Source organism: Cupriavidus taiwanensis LMG 19424, assembly GCF_000069785.1.
GTDB classification, from domain to species: Bacteria; Pseudomonadota; Gammaproteobacteria; order Burkholderiales; family Burkholderiaceae; genus Cupriavidus; species Cupriavidus taiwanensis.
Genome location: NC_010530.1, coordinates 2,149,762 through 2,169,474 on the forward strand (window position 1 = coordinate 2,149,762; position 19,713 = coordinate 2,169,474).

The 19,713-nt window shown below is 69.9% G+C and carries 14 protein-coding genes; 6 read left to right on the forward strand and 8 right to left on the reverse strand.

Annotated features, from left to right (window positions below; genetic code table 11):
• Positions 1-11 precede the first annotated feature (11 nt).
• Both RALTA_RS25090 and RALTA_RS25095 read right to left on the reverse strand, forming a co-directional pair.
• Positions 12-4,091 (reverse strand): tetratricopeptide repeat protein, encoded by a 4,080-nt coding sequence (locus tag RALTA_RS25090; RefSeq protein WP_012356771.1) that lies wholly within the window; start codon positions 4,089-4,091, stop codon positions 12-14.
• Complete coding sequence (locus tag RALTA_RS25095) at positions 4,054-6,870, reverse strand: bifunctional glycoside hydrolase 114/ polysaccharide deacetylase family protein (protein ID WP_050976528.1); 2,817 nt, start codon at positions 6,868-6,870, stop codon at positions 4,054-4,056. Before RALTA_RS25095 ends, RALTA_RS25090 begins: the two co-directional genes overlap by 38 nt.
• A gap of 1,038 nt (positions 6,871-7,908) precedes the next feature.
• Here RALTA_RS25095 and RALTA_RS25100 point away from each other — a divergent pair.
• The 4 genes from RALTA_RS25100 to RALTA_RS25115 all read left to right on the forward strand — a co-directional run bounded on the left by RALTA_RS25100 (position 7,909) and on the right by RALTA_RS25115 (position 11,998).
• Positions 7,909-8,112 (forward strand): cold-shock protein, encoded by a 204-nt coding sequence (locus RALTA_RS25100; RefSeq protein ID WP_012356773.1) that lies wholly within the window; start codon positions 7,909-7,911, stop codon positions 8,110-8,112.
• Between the two features lie 226 nt (positions 8,113-8,338).
• Positions 8,339-9,202 (forward strand): presqualene diphosphate synthase HpnD, encoded by an 864-nt coding sequence (hpnD, locus tag RALTA_RS25105; RefSeq protein WP_041232632.1) that lies wholly within the window; start codon positions 8,339-8,341, stop codon positions 9,200-9,202.
• A gap of 55 nt (positions 9,203-9,257) precedes the next feature.
• Complete coding sequence (gene shc / locus RALTA_RS25110) at positions 9,258-11,309, forward strand: squalene--hopene cyclase (protein WP_041232633.1); 2,052 nt, start codon at positions 9,258-9,260, stop codon at positions 11,307-11,309.
• A complete protein-coding gene (locus tag RALTA_RS25115) occupies positions 11,306-11,998 on the forward strand; it encodes a phosphorylase (RefSeq protein ID WP_012356776.1) in 693 nt (230 codons plus the stop codon). The genes shc and RALTA_RS25115 overlap by 4 nt, the downstream gene beginning before the upstream one ends.
• A 64-nt stretch (positions 11,999-12,062) precedes the next feature.
• On the opposite strand, the gene RALTA_RS25120 is transcribed toward RALTA_RS25115, so the two are convergent.
• Both RALTA_RS25120 and RALTA_RS25125 read right to left on the reverse strand, forming a co-directional pair.
• Complete coding sequence (locus tag RALTA_RS25120; protein ID WP_041232833.1) at positions 12,063-13,319, reverse strand: Hsp70 family protein; 1,257 nt, start codon at positions 13,317-13,319, stop codon at positions 12,063-12,065.
• A 91-nt stretch (positions 13,320-13,410) separates the two neighbouring features.
• Entirely contained in the window at positions 13,411-14,658 is a 1,248-nt protein-coding gene (locus tag RALTA_RS25125) for a GGDEF domain-containing protein (RefSeq protein WP_012356778.1), read from the reverse strand.
• Between the two features lie 638 nt (positions 14,659-15,296).
• On the opposite strand from RALTA_RS25125, the gene RALTA_RS25130 reads away from it, so the two are divergent.
• Together RALTA_RS25130 and RALTA_RS25135 are read left to right on the forward strand one after the other, a co-directional pair.
• Positions 15,297-15,530 carry an IclR family transcriptional regulator gene (locus tag RALTA_RS25130; protein WP_232347817.1) on the forward strand — a complete coding sequence of 78 codons (234 nt, stop codon included), beginning with the start codon at positions 15,297-15,299 and terminating at the stop codon, positions 15,528-15,530.
• A gap of 162 nt (positions 15,531-15,692) precedes the next feature.
• A complete protein-coding gene (locus tag RALTA_RS25135; RefSeq protein ID WP_012356780.1) occupies positions 15,693-16,055 on the forward strand; it encodes a helix-turn-helix domain-containing protein in 363 nt (120 codons plus the stop codon).
• Positions 16,056-16,057: 2 nt separating this feature from the next.
• Here RALTA_RS25135 and RALTA_RS25140 read toward each other — a convergent pair whose 3' ends face one another.
• The 4 genes from RALTA_RS25140 to RALTA_RS25155 all read right to left on the reverse strand — a co-directional run bounded on the left by RALTA_RS25140 (position 16,058) and on the right by RALTA_RS25155 (position 19,636).
• A complete protein-coding gene (locus RALTA_RS25140) occupies positions 16,058-16,828 on the reverse strand; it encodes a class I SAM-dependent methyltransferase (protein ID WP_012356781.1) in 771 nt (256 codons plus the stop codon).
• A 61-nt stretch (positions 16,829-16,889) separates the two neighbouring features.
• A complete protein-coding gene (locus tag RALTA_RS25145; RefSeq protein WP_012356782.1) occupies positions 16,890-17,771 on the reverse strand; it encodes an ABC transporter permease in 882 nt (293 codons plus the stop codon).
• A 15-nt stretch (positions 17,772-17,786) separates the two neighbouring features.
• Complete coding sequence (locus tag RALTA_RS25150; protein WP_012356783.1) at positions 17,787-18,623, reverse strand: ABC transporter ATP-binding protein; 837 nt, start codon at positions 18,621-18,623, stop codon at positions 17,787-17,789.
• A gap of 2 nt (positions 18,624-18,625) precedes the next feature.
• Positions 18,626-19,636, reverse strand: a complete 1,011-nt coding sequence (locus RALTA_RS25155) for an ABC transporter substrate-binding protein (RefSeq protein ID WP_012356784.1) — start codon at positions 19,634-19,636, stop codon at positions 18,626-18,628.
• Positions 19,637-19,713 lie beyond the last annotated feature (77 nt).

Sequence of the window (19,713 nt, forward strand, 5' to 3'; positions counted from 1 at the left end):
CCCTGCCGCGCTCAGTACAGCCAGCGGTAGCGCAATCCCAGTTCCGTCATCGGCCGCCCGCCGTTGCGCGCCGCGGTCTCGTGCGAGACGTAGAACGCCAGGTGGTCGTTGCCGAACACCGATCCCGCCACGCCGCCCTGCACGCGGAAGTTCTGCCGCGCGCGGGTGTCGTGCAGCAGGCCGACTTCGCCGAACGGCCGCCACTTGCGCGTGTATTCGTCAAGCAGCTCGCTGCCGAAGCCAAACAGCACGCCAGCCTGGGTGAAGCCCTGCGGCATGTAGAACGCCGGCGTCGCGGCATCGCCGGCCGGCACCAGCGTGGCCAGGCGCGGCGTCAGGCTGCCGCCCTGCGTGCTGTAGCTGGCGTGCGTGGCGACCACGCGCACGGTGTAGTCCGGATACGCGGTGCGGATCTTGTAGCCGGCCTCGACGTCGTACACCACACCGTGGCCGAGCGTGCTGCGGTCCTGGCCGCGGAAGCGGCTGTACTCGATGCGCGCGCCGATAAACTCGCGCAGGCTGAAGCGCCACGTCGCCCCCAGCCCCAGCACGTCCTTGGCGCCGCCCACGCGCAGCGGCGCGGATTCGTCCGCGGGCTGGTTGATCCCGGCCAGCGTGCTGAACTGCAACCGTCCCTGCTGGTTCCATTCGCCGAAGAAGCGCGCCGTGGCCATGGTGTCGAGGCCCTCGCGGTAGCCGGCGCTGGCGCGCCAGCGCCGGTTGCTGTCGCGGTAGCCCAGCGACAGGTCGGCGCTGCGGTCCGACGCCGGCACGTTGGCCAGCTGCTGCGGATCGGTGCTGCGCTGGTCGCGCCAGGTGCCGCGCAGGTTCAGGTCATAGCCGTCCCACAGGCGCACACCGCCGGCCAGGCTGCCTTCGGTGAATTCCAGCGGCTTCTGGTGCATGAAGCGCACGCGCGGCTCGATCGCCTGGGCGTTGAACAGCAGCGCATCGCGCAGGGTCTCCTGCAGCGCGTCATCGGAGCGGGCCCGCTCCTGGGTCTCGAAGGCCAGCGTCTGCGCCGCGCCTACGTGGTCCAGCCGCTGGTTGGCCTCGATCTGGCTGGCCACCGGCACACGGCCGGCCTGGCGCTCCAGGATGCGGTCCAGGCTGTTCAGGTCGTGCCGGTCCAGCGCGATCGCCACCTCGGCATACGCCGGGCGCTGCAAGCGGTTGGCGTACTGGCGCGCCAGCCAGCCGCGCGCCAGTTCGTTCGATTCGGCCGACATCGCCCACGCCAGCGCGGCATCGCGGCCGGCGGCGGACAAGGCGGCCTCGCGCCGCGCCGCGTCGCGCACGACCTCGGCGGGGACGGCGTCGCGCAGCGGCGGCAGGCCTTCGATCTCGCCCAGCTGCGAGGTGGTCCCGGCGGCCTGCGGCTGCAGTTCGCGCGCCGCGGTGGAAGCGCGGTCGGCGCGCAGCATCTGGATCACCAGCGCGCGCGACACATCGCCCGAGGCAAAGATCTGCCCCAGCGCCACGGTCTGGCGGCGCAGGTCCGCGCGCGATGGCGCGCCCGAGGCGTTCTCGCGCTCTTCGTCCCCATCGGTCAGGTCCGGGCGCATGCGCGCAGCGCCCGTGCCGCGCCGGGCCCAGCCACGCTGCAGGTCGACCCACGCCTGCCGGCGCACGCGCCAGGCCATGTCGGTCTGGCCCACGGCGTCATAGGCGTCGGCCAGCAGGCCGAGCCAGAGCGGATCGGCGCTCTTGCCGTCGTTGAGCTTGCGCAGGTAATGCAGCGCCGCGCGCCCGTCGTGGAAGCGCATATGGCCGGCGGCGAAGGCGCCCCACAGGTCGGGATTGTCCTCGGCCTGGTCCTGCAGGCGGCGCATCACCGCGCGCACCTCGATATCGCTGCCCTGGTCGACCAGCGTCCACAGCAGCGCCGCCAGCGTTTCGCTGTCGGCGTCCGGCAGGCCGGCGGCATGGCGCAGGTCGGCCAGGGCCTGCTCGCGCTGGCCCGTGACCCGGTAGTACTCGGCGCGCCGCATCAGGAAGCGGCTCGACTGCCAGGCGGCGCGGCGCTGCTCCGCGCTCATGTCCTGCAGCAGCCGCTCGATGCGGCGGTAGGCATGGGCGCGCGTGTAGTAGTACAGCGCCAGCTCCAGCGAGGCCGGGCTGGCGCCGCGGCGCCAGTCGGCCTCGGCGATGCGGCCGGCGTCGATCGGGATCCTGTCGTAGTACGCGATCAGGTTAGAGAAGTCCGCTTCCTGCGTGGCGCGGACCTCGTCCATGCAATCGTTGCGCGCCGGGCCTTCCGGCAGCTGCTGGCAGTGCGCGTCGCGGGTCTGCGCGGCCGCCATCATCAGATGCCGGTAGCCGTCCTGCAGCAGGTCGTCGCGCTGGTTCAGGCGGGCCAGCTCGGAGAAGGTGCGCCAGAACAGCAGGTCGCGTGGGCCCGCGGCGGCACGCGCGGGCAGCATCGCGTCAAGCGCCTGGACCAGCTTGCCTCGCACATAGAGCAGGTTGGCCAGCTTGAGCGCATAGGCCGGGCGCGGACCAAAGCGCTGCTGCAGCTGCGTATAGAGCTGGAATGCGCGCTCATCGTTGCCGGCGCGTTCGGCCAGCGCCGCGTGGCGCTCCATGATGTCGCGCGCCTTCGGGCCACGGCTCAGGCCTTCGAGGAAACGCATGGCCTCTTCCGGCTCGCCCAGGCGTTCGTAGGCGGCCACCACCTCGTCCACCGTCTTCAGGTCGGCGCCGCCCGCGCGGTGGCGCAGCGCGGCCAAGTAGGCGCGATCGTCGGACAGCCCCGGCGCCAGCCGCATCACCGCGTCCCAGGCGCGCTCATCGTTGGTGGCGCGGGCATAGTCAAGCCAGCTCTTCAGCGCCACGGCGGGCTGGCGGTTCCATTCCGCCACTTGCGCCAGCCGCTCGCGCCAGACCGGCTCGGCCGGCAGCCGGCGCACCGCGGTCTCGGCGACACGCTGGGCCTGGTCGAGCTTGCCCGCGGCGAGGAACACGCGATAGGCCAGCTCGTAGTCGTCGGCATTGAACTTCGTATCATCCGGCTGCGCGGGCGCGGCTTCCTGTGCCGCGATCCTGCGCACGCCGAGCTGGCCGGAAGCAGCCAGCGCCTCGCGCAGCGCCAGGCCGCGCGGTCCGTCGAGAAACACCAGGCCGCGCTCGCGCCACGGCTGGCTGGCGGCGATGCGCCGCACCTCGGCCTCGTGCGCCGCCAACGCGGCCGGGTCCGCATGGCCGGCATCGCGCAGCCGCGCCGACACCTTGAGCAGCCGCTCGACATAGCGGCTGGCCTGCTCCGGCTTGTTGGCCGCCAGCGCCAGCCGGGTCAGGTAGCGCAGCACCTCGGGATCGTCGAGCAGCGTGCCGCCGTGGCGCTCGGCCTGCGCCAGCGCCTCGTCCAGCAGGTTGCCGGACTGCAGGGTCTGCACCGCCTTCAGGAACAGCGCGCGCCGTTCCGCCAGCGTGGTCGCGGCGGCCTGCTGCGCGAACAGCGCGTTGGCGGCATCGCGGTAGTCGCCGCCCGCAATCGCCATGTCCGCCAGCTGGCGGTTCCAGAACGCGGCGTTCTGGCGGTCCTGGCTCGCCAGCGCCGTATAGAACCGGCGCATCGCCGCATCCGCGCCGGCCTGGCGCGCCTGCGTGGCCAGTGCCTGCAGGTCCGACAGGGTCCAGCGGCGGCCCGCCGCCTGGTCCAGCAGGCTGCGCAATGCCACCAGGTTCTGTTCGCGTTCGGCCGTGCCGGGCTGCGCGGCCCAGGCGCGCTGCTGCGCGATCTCGATGCGCGTGCGCAGTACCTGGCCCGACAGGTCGATGCCCTGCACCGCCTGCATCCGCTCCAGCATCGCCTGCGCTTCTTCCAGGCGACCGGTGCGCGCGTACTGCTCGGCCAGCACGCCCATGAAGGCGGGGTCGTCGGGCGTGACCTTCCACCAGGCTTCCAGGTAGGCCATGGTCAGTCCGTCGATGGTGCGGCCCTGGCCCAGCAGGCGTTCGCGCAGGGTTTCGCGCGGGAACATCAGCGCCAGGCCGATGCCCACGATGGCGGTAAAGGTCAGCACCAGCGTCGGCGGCAGCAGCCGCTCGCGCTCAGCCGGCGCAGCGGACTTCGACTTGTTGCCTGACATGATTGGGGTTGGTCACGGGTGCGGTATCGACGCGCAGCGTATTGCGCTCGCGCACGGCCGCCACGGGCTTGCCATCGACGCTGACGCGGCAGTGGCCGGCGTTGGCCAGGCGGAAGAACGGCTTGAAGTAGCCACTGAAGGCGAAGCGCGTGACGCCGTCGCGTTGCGACCAGTCGCGCACGATGCCGCTGGCTTCCGCCAGTTGCGGTGTGGCCGCCGCCGGCGCCGCGGCGTCGCGCATGGCGAAGCGCGCGTCGCCGCCGTCCAGGTGCAGGTAGACGCCGCCGCCAGGCGCCGGCGAGGTCCCCGTCACGCCCTTCGCCGCGGCAACGTCGGGCAGGCCGGCGCCGCTCCAGCGCAGGTTGCGCAGGTTGCCGTCGCCGCGCACGATCCATTGCGTGGCGACGCTGCCGGCACCGCTGTCGCCCACTTCGCGCGCCACCGCCATGTCCTGCCAGTCGAGCACCTTGCGCACGTAATCGGTCGAATGCAGCGGCAGCAGCGGCTGCGCCAGCACGTAGTCATAGACCTTGCGCAGCGCCTTCAGCGACGCCGCCTTGGTGCCGGAGTAGCTGTGGTAGTAGATGTTCACGGGCTTGAAGCGATACGGCCGGTCGGTCAGCTCGAAGGTCTCGATCACGCGCTCGAAGCCGTAGTAAGGGCCATGCCACAGGTTGGTGTAGACGTTCTCGTTCTGGTTGGGCGCAAACACCTGGAAGGTGCCGCCCGGCTTGTTGATGCCCAGTGGCGCGATCGCGGTCCAGCTGGGATTGCTGCGCGTGATCAGCGTGTCGCCGCCGTTCATGTTGAGCACGCGCGCCTGGCCGGTGAGGCGCAGCGCCTCGGCCGGCGGCTGGCAGTCGCCCGACCACAGCAGCAGGCTGACCGGCTTGCCGGCGGGCGCCAGGGTGCGGTTGATGTAGTCGATGGAACCGCCGATCTCGCGGTTCAGGTCCATGGTGTAGCCGGGGATGTTCAGGTGAAAGGCCTTGTCGCCCGCGCCTTCCGTGGCGTTGCGGCCCTGCGCCGGCGGGGCCGGCACCGTGCGCGCCCACTCGAACGGATGCGAGAACGTATGGCTGGCCACTTCGACATAGGGCTGGGCAAAGATCTTGCGCGCGATCGGCTCGAGTTCGGCGCTCAGCTTCGGGTACATGCCGTCGCGGCTGACCTCGCCCTGGATCACCGACATGGTCATCGGCAGCCGGTAGCGGTCGAAGATCTCGCGCAACAGCACCTCGCCGGAGTAGCCGCCACCGGGAATCTCGGCGCGAGACGCAAAGCCGTCGCCATCGATATGGATGGTCAGCAGGCGCCGGCCGTTCTCGGTGGTGACGTCGGGCACCGGCATCGCGGGCAGGCGCAACGCCTCGCGCAGGAAGTCCAGCGGCTGCACCACCCAGCGGCTGTCGGCGGTGCCGATGCCGCTCTCGTGCACCGCATACGGTCCCAGCACATAGCCGCCCCACGGCGTGATGGCCGCGGCGTCATAGGTCAGCGTGCCGGAGCGCAGGCGCAGCAGCGTGCGGAAGCCGTCGCCGTCGGGCACCTGGATCGCCTCGGCCTGGTTGCGGTCGGGCGCCACCGGCATCTCGAAGCCCATCATCGGGTCTTTCGTCAGAACCTCGACCGGGCCCGACACGCGCCCCCTGACCGCCTTCAGGCCGAAGCCGCGCGCCACCGCGCCACTGACGCTGGCGCCGAAGTCGTTCAGGAACACCACCGGCATGCCTTGCGCCATGCGCGCCTGCACCCAGGCGTGGAAGCGGCCCGGCTGCGCCGTGACCTTGCCTGTCAGGTACATCACCACGCCGGCATAGCGGTCCGGCCCGATCTCGGGCAGTTCCTCGCTGGTGTCGGCAAACTCGACGCGGTAGCCCAGGTAATTGAGCGGCATCGAGACGAAGCGCACGCCCTCGGACTGGTCGATCGCCACGCCCGGGCGGCGCTCCTGCACCACCAGCACCCGCCGCGGCAGCACTTCGACCTGGCCGATGCCGATGGTCTGCAGGCCGGGATCCGCCACATAGGGGGTGATCCCCAGCGCGCGGATGCGCCGCGCGGTCTCGCGCGCGCAGCGGCGGTCCGCCGGCGGGCAGTAGTCGATCGACACCACCGGCAGCCGGTATTGCTCGCGGATGGTGCGGGCCTGCGCCAGCAGCCAGTCGCGGTCGGCCTGCGGCACCTCGACATAGCGGCCCTGGGCCTGGTTCCAGCCGCGGAACAGCGACTCGAAGGCGACGGCATACGCCAGGCCATGGACCTGCGGCAGGATCTCGAAGCCACGGTTGAAGATCAGCCTCGCATCGGGATAGCGCGCCTTGATTGCGCGCACCACGCGCACCAGGCCGGCTTCCTGCCGCGCGCGTTCGGCGTCGGTGCGGGCGGCAAGCTGGTACGAGTCCAGGGTATCGAGAAAGAAGCCGCGAAAGCCCCGCTCCCATAGCGGCGCAATCACCTTGTCGACATAGAACGCCGGCCAGCCGTCGGCCGCCTGGTCGATGACCGGCGCGTTCCACGCGTCGTTGCGGCCGACAAACCAGCTTTTGGGAATGTCATTGAAGTAGGGGCGGCCTTCCAGCACTTCACCCACGCTGACATAGGCAAACCACGCGGTCGCGGGGGTGACGACCTGGCGCGGGTCGAAGCCGCTGTCAGGTTCGACCACGGCGATATCGAAGGCCTGCAGCGCGTCCACCGGCGGTTTGGCGCCATAGTGCAAGGCAATCGACGGCATCGCCGGGGCCGGGCCGCCGGCGCCCGGCGCAGGCTGTGCCATGGCGGTTCCGGCCGCAGCGAAGGCAAGCGCCAGCGCGACGCGCTGCGCCAGATGCCCCAGCCAGCTTGTCCAACCCAGCCCACACGGCGTTCGGCAGCCCCCGCTGCCTTGCGCTTCCCCCAGTCGATTCACAGCGTGATTCCCATGTTTATACACACGAAGTGCACGGTGCCAGACATGTTAGTGCGGTTCGCGACCGCTTGGCGCCTGGCTCTGACCGTCAATTCGGAAATGTCCGATGGTATCCGGCAACGGGCATCCTAAAGCAGCCGCGGGCGCCGTATTGTCAACAATTGTCCCGAAAAGGAGACATTGTAGTTGCCACGCTGGCGGCCGGCCGTTGGCCGGCCTGGCGCTCCACTTGCCCGGATGCTTCGGGATACCGCCTGCACGCACGACGGCTCTGTCCGATACCAATTTCCGGACAGTCCGGTTTGCCGAACATCAAAAAACCTTTGTGTCCATTCTCTTATGTATGGACGCGCATGCAGACCATTGACGCATGTATCGGCGCGCATAACCTGCCTGCTGGCTCGGGTATTTGCGTTTTATTCGCATAATGTTATATCGGCGCCCGGCCGACCTCACCCGAACGCGGTACGAAGGGTGCCGTAAAAATTTGTAAAAAAGATGGCACCACCATGGAGCGGCCGGCAGCCATTATGCACGAGCGGATGGCACGGGGCCCGCAGGCGGTGCACGCACAGCTAAACGCAACAATAAAAAATCAGGGAATTCACTGAACCGGTACTGAAGTAGAAAACGCTAATATCTCGTGTCGGAACCTCTCATCATGATTAGGCGCTTAGCCTGATTGACACACCGGGAAAATTCGGCAGAATGATTCCCACTTGTGCAGCGCCCATTCGGTGTGTCATTTGGTGTTGTCGTTCCGTGACGGTTTCGGGTGTCACGACAGCGACATATCGAAGTCATATGGAATGCACTGGCGGGGAACATAAACAACTCCCAGGGTGCGTTGCGCACGGTGTATAACGAGCGTTTACGCTCATTTTGAAATTCAAGGTTGAGATAGATATGGAAACCGGTACCGTTAAGTGGTTCAACGACGCCAAGGGCTTCGGCTTCATCACGCCGGACGAAGGCGGCAATGACCTGTTCGCGCACTTCTCCGCCATCGAAGGCTCGGGCTTCAAGTCGCTGAAGGAAGGCCAGAAGGTGCGCTACGTCAAGGCCATGGGCCAGAAGGGCGAGCAAGCCACCAAGATCCAGGCCCTCTGATACCGGTGAGGCCAGGGCCGGTCCGACGGACCGGCCGGCACGAAAGCCCCGCAGCGTCGTTGCGGGGCTTTTTGTTTTGGCGCGCGCCGTGCTGGAGCACGGTTGCGGCGGCGCCGTTGCAGGGGAAATTGCTATAATCGCCCGACCCACAACCACCTCCCGGGCGGGACGCGCGCCAACGCCGCGCGGCCGGCGCGGGATGGTAAGCAGCGTGTCGAGGAGTTACGTGGCCGGTACTCAGATCGCAGCTTCAGACAGCCGTGCCGCCACCGGCGGCCAGGCTGCCCCCGCCGCTTCGTCGGGCAGCTCCTTCCATGCCGCGTTGCGCATCCTGCCGGCGGCCCAGCGCCAGGCCATGTTCGAGATCTACGCGTTCTGCCGCGCCGTCGACGATATCGCCGACGGCGACGCGCCGCATGCCGACCGCCTGGCCGCGCTCGATGCCTGGCGCCGCGACATCGACGCCTGCTACGCCGGCAACCCGCCCGCCCCGCTGCAGCCGCTGTGCGCCCAGATCCGGGCCTTCGACCTGCGCCAGGCCGACTTCCTTGCCGTGATCGACGGCATGACCATGGACGTGGTGCAGGATATCCGCGCGCCCGACGCCGCCACGCTGGACCTGTACTGCGACCGCGTTGCCAGCGCGGTGGGCCGGCTGGCGGTGCGCGTGTTCGGGCTGGAAGAGGATTGCGGGATCGCACTGGCGCACCATCTGGGCCGCGCGCTGCAACTGACCAATATCCTGCGCGATATCGACGAGGATGCCGCCATCGGCCGGCTCTACCTGCCGGCCGAGGCGCTCGCGGCGGCCGGCATCGCACCGGCCACGCCGGCGGCCGTGGCCGCGCACCCGGCGCTGGGACAGGCGTGCGCGGCAGTGGCGCGCGAGGCCCGGGCCCACTACGACCAGGCCTGGGCCATCATGGCGCGCTGCCCGGCACGCCAGGTGCGTTCGCCGCGCATCATGGCCGAGGTCTACCACCGCATCCTGGCGCGGCTGTGCGCGCAAGGCTGGCGGGCGCCGCGCCGGCGCGTGCGCCTGCCGCGCGCGCAACTGCTCTGGATCGTGCTGCGCCACGCCATTGGCTGAGCGCGGCATGCACGCCGGGGCCCGGCCATGCCGTGCGCCGGCACAAGGAGGCTGCATGTCGATGAACGAGACCGCCTTTGCCAACCCCGCGCCGCAGGTCGGCCCGGCGCAGCGCCAGCCGGCTGCCCCGCAGGAAGCGCCGGCGGCGCGCCTGCCCGCGCCAGCGCTCGACCGCGGCATCGACCGCGCGCTCGATGCGCTGCTGCACCAGCAGCGCCCCGACGGCCACTGGGTCTACGAGCTCGAAGCCGACGCCACCATCCCCGCCGAATACGTGCTGATGGTGCACTACCTGGGCGAAGACCCTGACCGCGACCTGGAAGCGCGCATCGCCCGCTACCTGCGCCGCATCCAGAACCCGGACGGCGGCTGGCCGCTGTTCCATCAGGGCCGCTCCGACATCAGCGCCAGCGTCAAGGCGTATTTCGCGCTGAAGATGGCCGGCGACGATCCGCAGTCCGCGCCGATGCAGCGCGCGCGCCAGGCCATCCATGCCATGGGCGGCGCCGAGGCCACCAATGTGTTCACGCGCACGCTGCTGGCGCTGTACGGCGTGCTGCCATGGAAGGCGGTGCCGATGATGCCGGTCGAGATCATGCTGCTGCCGCGCTGGTTTCCGTTCCACCTGTCCAAGGTCTCGTACTGGGCCCGCACGGTGATCGTGCCGCTGCTGGTGCTCAACAGCCTGCGGCCGCAGGCGCGCAACCCGCGCGGCGTCGGCATCAATGAACTGTTCGTCGGCAACTGCCACACGGTCGGGCTGCCGCCGCGCGCGGCACACCAGCATGCCGGCTGGTACACGGTGTTCCGCGGGCTGGACGCGCTGCTGCGCTTGGCCGAGCCGCTGTTCCCGCGCACGCTGCGCCGGCGCGCCATTGCCGCGGCCCAGCGCTTCGTGCGCGAGCGGCTCAACGGCGAGGACGGCCTGGGCGCGATCTTTCCCGCCATGGCCAACAGCGTGATGATGTTCGACGTGCTGGGCGTGCCGCCCGAGGATCCGGCACGCGCGGTGGCGCGGCGCTCGATCGAGCGCCTGCTGGTCGAGCATGGCGACGAAGCCTACTGCCAGCCGTGCCTGTCGCCGGTGTGGGACACCGCATTGGCCACGCACGCGCTGCTGGAAACCGGCGAAGCCCGCGCGGCGCAGGCGGCCGGGCGCGCGCTGGACTGGCTCAGGCCGCTGCAGGTGCTGGACCTGCGCGGCGACTGGGCGGTGCGCCGCCCGCTGGTGCGCCCCGGCGGCTGGGCCTTCCAGTACGCCAACGCCTACTACCCCGATGTCGACGACACCGCGGTGGTGGCCGCCGCCATGGACCGCTTCATGCGCGCGCACCATGCGCCGGGGCGCTACGGCGAAGCGGTGGCGCGCGCCACCGAGTGGATCGTCGGCATGCAGAGCGGCAACGGCGGCTGGGGCGCGTTCGAGCCCGAGAACACGCACCTGTACCTGAACAACATCCCCTTTGCCGACCACGGCGCGCTGCTGGACCCGCCCACCGCCGACGTGTCGGCGCGCTGCCTGTCGATGCTGTGCCAGACCGGCGCCACCCCCGCCAACAGCGAACCCGCCGCGCGCGCGCTGCGTTACCTGCTGGCCGAGCAAATGCCCGACGGCAGCTGGTTCGGACGCTGGGGCACCAACTACATCTACGGCACCTGGAGCGCGCTGTGCGCGCTGAACGCCGCCGGCCTGCCGCCCGAAGCGCCCGAGCTGTGCCGCGCCGTGGCGTGGCTGGCGCGGATCCAGAACGCCGACGGCGGCTGGGGCGAGGACGGCAGCAGCTACCGGCTGGACTACAGCGGCTACGAGCCGGCCCCCAGCGTGGCCTCGCAGACCGCGTGGGCGCTGCTGGCGCTGATGGCGGCGGGCGCCGCGCAGCATCCGGCAGTGGCGCGCGGTATCGACTACCTGCTGCGCACGCAGCAGCCTGGCGGACTGTGGCATGAGCCCCGCTTTACCGCGGTGGGCTTTCCGCGCGTGTTCTACCTGCGCTATCACGGCTATGCGCGCTACTTTCCGTTGTGGGCGCTGGCGCGCTACCGCAACCTGCAGCGCGGCCTTGGCGACCACGGCGGCAACAGCGGCCAGGTGGCGTGGGGCCTGTGACGGCGCCGTTCGTGCTGGTCGTCACCGGCATGGCGTTCGAGGCGCGCATCGCGGCCGGGCCGCATTGCCGCGTAGTGCACGGCCTGCGCGGCCTGGCGCTGAAGCAGGAGGTGTCGGCAATGGCCAGCCGGCACTGCATGGGCATCCTCAGCTTTGGCGTGGCGGGCGGGCTGGAGCCCACACTGGCGCCGGGCGATGTGGTGCTGGCCGATGCGGTATGCGCGCCCGGCGAGCGCTACGACACCGATACCACCTGGACACGCGCCATGCACGCAGCGCTGCCGCACGCGCGCATCGGCACCGCGGCCGGGGCCGACCAGCCGGTCCTGACGGTGGCCGCCAAGGCATCGCTGCAGCGGGCCACGGGCGCGCTGTGCGTCGACATGGAATCGCACCTGGCCGCGCGCATGGCGGCGGCGTGCCGGCTGCCGTTCGCGGCTTGCCGCGTGGTCATCGATCCGGCGGCTCGCGCCGTACCGGCCGCCGCTGCCGCGGGGATGGGCGATGACGGCAAGACCGATGTGGCCGCGGTGCTGGGCGCGTTGCTGCGCGCGCCGCGGGAACTGCCAGCGCTGTTGCGCCTGGCTGGCGATGCCGCGGCCGCGCGCGGCGCGCTGCGGGCGGCGAGGCTGGCGCTGGGAAATTCCTTTGGCCTGCGCGACATGCGCTCGCAGCAAGCTGACTTCTGAACCGGCTGACGGGGCGCCCCTTGTCCCGCAACCGGGAGAGGGAAGCAAAGCTAAACCAGTTCCCTCACCCGAACTTCCTCACCGCATCCAGCGCCAGTCCGCTGCCGATGCTGCCGAAGCGGTCCCCTTCGACGCAGCGCGCCTCGGGCAGCAGCGCTGCCAGCCGCTGGCGCAGCAGCGGCACGCTGCTGGAGCCGCCGGTAAAGAAGATGGTGTCGACCGCGGCGCCGCGCACGCCGGCGTCGGCGAGCAGTTTGTGCACGGTCTGCTCGGTTCTCGTCACGAGCTTGTCGATCGAGGCATCGAACTCGTCGCGGGTGATGGTGAGGCAGAGGCCCGCTTCCAGCCGGTGCAGGTCCACGTCGGTGCTGCCCGCATCCGACAGCGCAATCTTCGCGGCTTCAACCTGGATCGCCAGCCAGTGGCCGGCGCGCTCGCGGATCAGGCGCACCAGGCGGTCGAGCTTCACCGTGTCGGCGGCGTCGCGATAGTTGTCCATCACCAGCGACCACGCCTTGCGCGTATAGAGCAGGTTGATGGTGTGCCAGCTGGCCAGGTCGAAATACTGGCTCGAGGGCATGGCCTTGCCGTTGCGCAGCGCGCTGCCCAGGCCCAGCAGCGGCATCGCCCGCGCCAGGCTGAGCGCGCGATCGAAGTCGGTGCCGCCGATATGGACGCCGCCGTTGGCCAGGATGTCGTCGCGCCGGTCGCTGCGCGCGGCGCGCTCGGGCGACAGCCGCACCAGCGAGAAATCCGAGGTGCCGCCGCCGATGTCGGCGACCAGCACCAGTTCCTCGCGCGCGATGCCGGCCTCGTAGTCAAAGGCCGCCGCGATCGGTTCGTACTGGAACGCAATCTCGCTGAACCCCGCGTCGCGCGCGATGCCGGCCAGCGTGTCTTCGGCCAGCTGGTCAGCCACCGGGTCCTCGTCGATAAAGAACACCGGGCGGCCCAGCACCGCGCGCGAGAAGCCGGTGCCGGCGGCCTGCTCGGCGCGCGACTTCAGTTCGCCGATGAAATGCGCCAGCAGCTTGCGGAACGGCATGGCCTGGCCCATCACCTCGGTGCTGTCGTCCATCATCGAGGTGCCCAGCAGGCTCTTGAGCGAGCGCATCAGCCGGCCCTCGTAGCCTGCCAGGTAATCGCCCAGCGCGGCGCGCCCGTAGCTGACCAGCGGATCCTCGGCATGGAAAAAGATCACCGACGGCAGCGTCGCCTTGCCATCCTCCAGCGGCAGCAGCGCGGCCGCGCGCCCCGGGCGGCTCCAGCCCACCGTCGAATTGGACGTGCCGAAGTCCAGGCCGCATGCGTTTGACATCATCGATTCCATTTTCCTGCCAGCAAAGTGGCCCGCGGGGCGCAAGCCGGTCGCGGGCGGGGGCGCTATTGTAGGGCAGGGCCGGATCGCGCGCTCAGCCAGCCAGGTCGGGTTCCGGCCCCAGCAGCGGCGCGGCCGGCGCGCTGGCCGCCGGAGCCGCCATCGACGATGCCAGCACGTAGCGGTCGCGCCCGTGCGCCTTGGCGTGGTAGAGCGCGCGGTCGGCATCGGCAAACAGGGTTCGCCACAGCGCCTCCCGGCTGCCCGGGCCGCCGCGCAGCTGCGCCACGCCGATGCTGACGCTGGCATGGCCGCGCCCGCCGGGCAAGTCGATCGCGTGCACCTTGCGCAGCACCCGGTTGGCCAGCGCCGAAGCCTGCTGCTCGTCGGTCGCCGGGCACAGCACGCAGAACTCTTCCCCGCCATAGCGGCCGGCTACGTCAGAAGCGCGGCGGGAATTGTCCAGCGCCTGCGCCACTTCGCGCAGCACCGCATCGCCGGCGTGGTGGCCGCAGGTATCGTTGACCTGCTTGAAGTAGTCGATATCGATCACCAGGCACGACAGCGGCTGGCCGTCGCGCTGCCAGCGCGCCACCAGCGACAGCGCCGACATCTCCAGCGCGCCGCGGTTGAGCAGCCCGGTCAGGGCGTCGATGCGCGCGCCGCTCTCGTTATGGGCGACGATCTGCTCCATCGCCATCACGGTGAAGCCGAACAGCCCCAGCAGCGTGGCGATCAGCGGCGCCAGCACCCAGGCGGAATCGGCCGGGCCGGCGAAGTACAAGGTCAGCGGCGCCGCGGCGGTGCCGCCCGCGGGCAGGCTCATGGCGTGGCTGAAGCCGGCCAGCTGCGTGGCCAGTTGCACCAGGCTGGCCACCAGCACCAGCGGCGCGCCGATGCTGCGGCGCCCGCGCCCGGCGCGCGCCAGCGTGGCGAAGGTGGCCAGGGACAGCAGGGCCAGCACGCCATAGACGATGCGCAGCACCAGCTGCGGGCCTTCGGGCAGCCCGCTGGAGACCGCCATCAGGCCCAGCACGATCGCGCCCGCGCCGGCGAGCGCGCCCGGATGCGCGGGCACGCCGTAGTAGACCCGCACGCCGCGGTAGATCAGCAGCCAGCCGGCGACGAAGACGAATGCGCCCAGCGTGCCGAGCTGGCCCGTACCGCTGGCAGCGCTGACCGCCAGCGCCAGGCCCGCGGCCGACACCAGCACATGGCCGAAGGCCCATAGCCGCCCCGCGGTGCTCGCGCGCAGCGCGAACACCAGCCCCGCCGCGATGATCAGCGTGCCGCAGAAAAACACCATCATCACCACCGCAATGGTCTGCTGGTCCAGATGCAAGGGATTTCCTCAAGGATGCCGTCCGCCTGCCGTCAATACCGATCGGCGGGTATCGGGCCACGGGGGCGCGACGCGAGGCATGCGGGCGCTGATTTCACAAGATGTGACGTGCGCTGTTTTTCATGCCAGCCGCATGATAGCCCGCGCGGGCGCTTGCTTGGCACCCCCTGCAAGCCGGGTCGGCTGGGCTTCACCTGGCGGGTGCATTCTGGGCGGCGCCGGATGGCATGGCACCTGAGCGCAGACAGGCGTCGGCGCCTGCCCTCCTCGGCATGCCAGGCCGCGCTGCCCCGTCGCTGTCAACGGTTCGCGCAGGGCTGCAGCGTCACCGCCGCGAGCGAGAACCACGCGGCATGGTGGCGTTTTTCTGCAACACCTGTCGGTGCAGCCCGACCGGGACTCCCGTCGCGCAAGCGCCTCCTGCGCCCTCTGAACCACCGCATGCGCCACATCGCGTGGCCCGCGCTTAGCCTATTCGCCACTCCTGGCTTTGCAAGCGGAATCAGCGGGGAATTCCACGCGGCTTTTTGCTTAAGCGGGCGCTGCACCGGATGGATAGAATCATGCGTCGCTCAACTTCGCACCATCCTGCTGTTCCCGCCGCAATGTCTCATCGCCGTGCTATCCCCGACCCTGGTATGACCATTTCCGCACTCTCGCTCGGTGCCATCCTGGACGACCTGCGCAGCGCGCCGCGGCCGCTGACGTCGGCGGAATATGCATACCTGGCCCAGCTGCGGCAACGCATCGTCACCGGCGACGCAGACCTGTGGACCACGCTGGAAACCGCGGGGGTGCCGTGCAGCGAACGCCGCCTGTCGCCAGAAGTTGTGCTGGCACTGACCGCGATCGGCCAGTTGCCGATGCACTGAGTCGGCCGCAGCTGCGGGAATCGCCAGAAGATTCCGCACTGCATTTCTGAATCCGGGGGCCCACCACCCCCGCGCGGCCCCGATACGATCGAGCCCACTTCGATCCGCCGGGGACCCGAACAGCGCGCGAGCGCGAAACCGCCCCCCGGCCATGACATGGGCATGGCTAACCGAATCAACCGGCGCGTCTCTTTTCTCTCCTTGCGTGTCTTTGTCGCGATGATGCAGCATCGCGACGCCAGCCGCGCCGCCGAGGCGCTCGGCATCCAGCCGCAACGGCTCTATTACCAGCTGCGCCAGCTCGAGGCCGCGCTCGGCATGCCGCTGTTCCAGCCGTGCGGCGCGGCCTGGCTGCCGACGGCGGCCGGGCTCAATGCCTTGCCCAAAGTGCGCGGCATGCTCGACATCTGGGAGCAGGTCCAGGCCAGCACCCGCGCGCGGCGCTGCGCGCAGGCCGACCTGCCGCGCGAGCGCTGCGCGGTGCGCGTCGGTGCGGCCTTCTGGGTGCGGCAGGCCACGATGTAGGCTCAGGCGAGCCGTTCGCAGTGATAGGCCTCGGTACGGTATGGAAAGGCGACCTCGGCGCGGCCCGACAGCGCCGCATGCTGGTCGATGAGGTCGTGCAGGCGCGCCCGCACGCGGGCCTGCTCCGGCTCTGGCAGCGATGCAATAAAGCTGACCGACATGACGCGGTCCACGATCACCTGCTGTGGCGGCCCCACATGCGCGTAGGGCAGGCTCTGCCGCGACAGCGGCCCGAAGCCCTCGGCGGGAAAAACCCGTTTCCAGTCGCCCTTGTAGAAGCGCGGGGCGTCGCCTTCATGCGGCGCCATGATGGCAGTCAGCCGCGCCACCCAGTCCACGCTTTCATCCCGGACGTTCCATACCAGTCCGAGCCGGCCGCCGGGCCGCAGCACGCGGCGGATCTCGGCCAGCGCCCGTGCGTTGGCAAACCAGTGGAACGCCTGCGCGCAGACCACCACGTCGACACTGGCATCCGCCAGCGGGATCGCCTCGGCGCTGCCTTCCAGGACTTGCACCGGTGCCACCGCGGCCGCCAGTTGCGCGCGCATCTGCGCCACCGGCTCCACGGCGATCACCTCGGCGCCGGTCTGCACCAGCCAGCGCGTGAACTTGCCGGTGCCGGCCCCGAGGTCGAGCACGGCACGGCCGGCATGCAGGTCGAGCGTGCCGCGCAGCCACGCGTCGATTTCGGCTGGGTATTCGGGGCGTCCGCGCGCGTAGGTATCGGCCTGGCTGGCGAAACCCCGCGCGGCGGCTTGATGGATGGCGGTCATGGGCGGGCTCCGGTTAGTTGCCGGTGCCGTAGCCTACGCGCTTGCGCGGCATCGGACAAGGCTAGTGCTGCATGCCCCAGCGGCGCACGGTCAGCCGCTCCAGCGTGGTGAACACCAGCCCCTCGACCAGCAGGCCGATCAGGATCACCGCGGCCAGTCCCGCGAACACGCGGTCGGTATAGAGCTCGTTGCGGTTCTGGAAGATAAACCAGCCCAACCCGCCCTGCCCCGACGACGCGCCGAACACCAGTTCGGCGGCGATCAGCGTGCGCCAGGCAAAGGCCCAGCCGATCTTCAGCCCGGACAGGATCGCGGGCAGCGCCGCCGGCACCAGCACCAGCGCGACGTAGCGCAGCCCGCGCAGGCCGTAGTTGCGTCCGGCCATGCGCAGCGTCGGCGGCACCGCGCGAAAGCCCGCGTACATATTCAGCGCCAGCGGCCACAGCACCGAATGGATCAGCACGAACACGAGGCTGCCGGTCCCGAGCCCGAACCACAGCAGCGCCAGCGGCAACAGCGCAATCGCCGGCAGCGGATTGAACATGGCGGTCAGCGTGTCCAGCAGGTCGCGCCCGATCCGCGTCGATACCGCCAGCGAGGTCAGCACGAACGCCAGTACGATGCCGGCGGCATAGCCGCGCAGCAGCACGGAAAGGGAGATCGCCGCCTTGCCCGGCAGCTCGCCGCTAGTCACCGCGGCGCCAAAGGCGCGCAGCGTGGCCAGGCACGAGGGCAGCAGCAGGTCGTTGTCCTGGACGCGCGCCACCGCTTCCCAGATCAGTCCCAGCGCCAGCAGGATCAGCGCCTTGCGCAGCCAGTCCTGCTGCCACGCACGCTGGTGCCACGGCAACGCGCGCGCCAGCGGGGCTTCGGTGAACGGCTCGGGCTCGCGCTCGTATTCGGGCCGCAGCGGATCGGCCAGGGTCAAACCAGGTTGCGTCATGATGCGATGTCGGTTTCAGCGTGCCGCAGCGCTGCGCGCTGGTGGCGGGTCAATGGTGGCCGGCGCGTCGAACAGCAGGCCGTGGATGCGCTGCGCCGCGGCCTGGAATTCGGCGCTGCCCTGGCTCGCCAGGGTGAACTGGTGGCTGTTGAGCTCCGCACGCACGCGGCCGGGATGCGGCGACAGCAACAGGATGCGGCTGCCCACCACCAGCGCCTCTTCGATCGAATGCGTGACGAACATCAAGGTGAAGGCCGCGTCGTCCCACAGCGCCAGCAGCTCTTCCTGCATGCGCCGGCGCGTGAGCGCGTCCAGCGCGGCAAAGGGCTCGTCCATCAGCAGCACCTTGGGGCGCATGGCCAGCGCGCGCGCGATCGCCACGCGCTGCTTCATGCCGCCCGACAGCGTATGCGGGTAGGCATCGGCAAAATCGGCCAGCCCGACCTTGTGCAGGCTGTCCAGCGCCAGCTCGCGCGCCTCCGGCCGCGACAGCCTGCGCGCCTGCCGCAGCGGGAACATCACGTTCTGCACCACCGTTTTCCACGGCGGCAGCTGGTCGAACTCCTGGAACACCACGATGCGGTCCGGGCCGGGCTGCAGCACCCGCCGGCCTTCGAGCCGGATCTCGCCCTCGCTGGGCGGAACGAATCCGGCAACCGCCTTCAGCAGCGTGGACTTGCCACAGCCGGACGGGCCCAGCAGCACGAAGCGGTCGCCGGCATGCACGTCGAAGCTGACGCGATGGGTGGCACGCACGATGCGCTCGGGCGTGCGGTATTCCAGCGACACGCCGTCCACCTGCAGCAGGGGCGCGGGCCGGTCCGACACCACGCGCAGGCTGTGGGTGGCCATGCTCAGCTCCCTTGCGCGGTCACGGGGTCCGCGAAGAAGTAGTCCTGCCACGACTTCGGCTGGTTGCGGATCGCGCCGACGCGATGCATGAATGAGGCCAGCACAAAGGTGTTCTGCGGTGCCACGCGAAACTGCACCTGCGGGTTCTTCAGCACGCGCAGCAGCAGCGCGCGGTCGGTGCGGGCCTTGCTCTGGCGCAGGTAGATGTCCGCGGCGGCCTCGGGATTGGCGGTGGCAAAGGCTGCGGCTTCGGCCAGCGCATCGACAAAGGCGCGATATGTTTTCGGGTTGTCGTTGCGGAACTTCTCGGTGGCGTACAGCACCGTGGACGAACTCGGCCCGCCCAGCACGTCATACGAGTTCAGCACGATGCGCGCATTCGGGTTGCCGGCCAGCTCCTGCTCCTGGAACGGCGGGTTGCCGAAGTGGCCGGTGATCTCGGTGCCGCCGGAGATGATGGCTGCGGCGGCATCCGGATGCGGCACCGCCACGGTCCATTTGTCGAGCCGGTTGTATTCCTTGTCGCCCCACTGCTTTGCCGCAGCCAGTTGCAGCACGCGCGACTGCACCGATACGCCCACCGCCGGCAGCGCGATGCGGTCCTTCTCGGTGAAATCGGCGATCGACTTCACCTTGGGGTTGTTGCTCACCAGGTAGTACGGGAAGTTGCCCAGCGACGCTACGCCGCGCACGTTCTGCTTGCCGTGGGTGCGGTCCCACAGCGTCAGCAGCGGGCCCACGCCGGCGCCGGCGATATCGATGGCACCGGACAGCAGCGCGTCATTGACCGCGGCGCCGCCCGACAGCTGGGTCCATTCGACCTTGATGTCGACACCCTGCTGCTTGCCGTGCTTCTCGATCAGCTGCTGGTCGCGCGCCACGTTGAGCAGCAGGTAGACCACGCCGAACTGTTCGGCGATGCGCAGCTTGCCTTCGGCGTGCGCGCTGCCGGTGATGGCCAGGCCGGCGCTCAGCGCCAGCAGGCCGAGCTTGCGGGAAAAACGAGAAAACATGATCAGGACTCCGGAGGATACGGTGGATTGGCGCTCGCCACTGCGAGCGCCCTGGGATGACTTGCGAAACCGCTGCC

What these genes read in the sequence shown, in the direction of transcription:
- RALTA_RS25155 (WP_012356784.1), bottom strand. Translation starts at nt 19,636, where the DNA reads ATGTTTTCTCGTTTTTCCCGCAAGCTCGGCCTGCTGGCGCTGAGCGCC.
- RALTA_RS25130 (WP_232347817.1), top strand. Translation starts at nt 15,297, where the DNA reads ATGACCATTTCCGCACTCTCGCTCGGTGCCATCCTGGACGACCTGCGC.
- RALTA_RS25145 (WP_012356782.1), bottom strand. Translation starts at nt 17,771, where the DNA reads ATGACGCAACCTGGTTTGACCCTGGCCGATCCGCTGCGGCCCGAATAC.
- shc (WP_041232633.1), top strand. Translation starts at nt 9,258, where the DNA reads ATGTCGATGAACGAGACCGCCTTTGCCAACCCCGCGCCGCAGGTCGGC.
- RALTA_RS25140 (WP_012356781.1), bottom strand. Translation starts at nt 16,828, where the DNA reads ATGACCGCCATCCATCAAGCCGCCGCGCGGGGTTTCGCCAGCCAGGCC.
- RALTA_RS25100 (WP_012356773.1), top strand. Translation starts at nt 7,909, where the DNA reads ATGGAAACCGGTACCGTTAAGTGGTTCAACGACGCCAAGGGCTTCGGC.
- RALTA_RS25095 (WP_050976528.1), bottom strand. Translation starts at nt 6,870, where the DNA reads ATGGCACAGCCTGCGCCGGGCGCCGGCGGCCCGGCCCCGGCGATGCCG.
- RALTA_RS25090 (WP_012356771.1), bottom strand. Translation starts at nt 4,091, where the DNA reads ATGTCAGGCAACAAGTCGAAGTCCGCTGCGCCGGCTGAGCGCGAGCGG.
- RALTA_RS25150 (WP_012356783.1), bottom strand. Translation starts at nt 18,623, where the DNA reads ATGGCCACCCACAGCCTGCGCGTGGTGTCGGACCGGCCCGCGCCCCTG.
- RALTA_RS25135 (WP_012356780.1), top strand. Translation starts at nt 15,693, where the DNA reads ATGGCTAACCGAATCAACCGGCGCGTCTCTTTTCTCTCCTTGCGTGTC.
- RALTA_RS25120 (WP_041232833.1), bottom strand. Translation starts at nt 13,319, where the DNA reads ATGATGTCAAACGCATGCGGCCTGGACTTCGGCACGTCCAATTCGACG.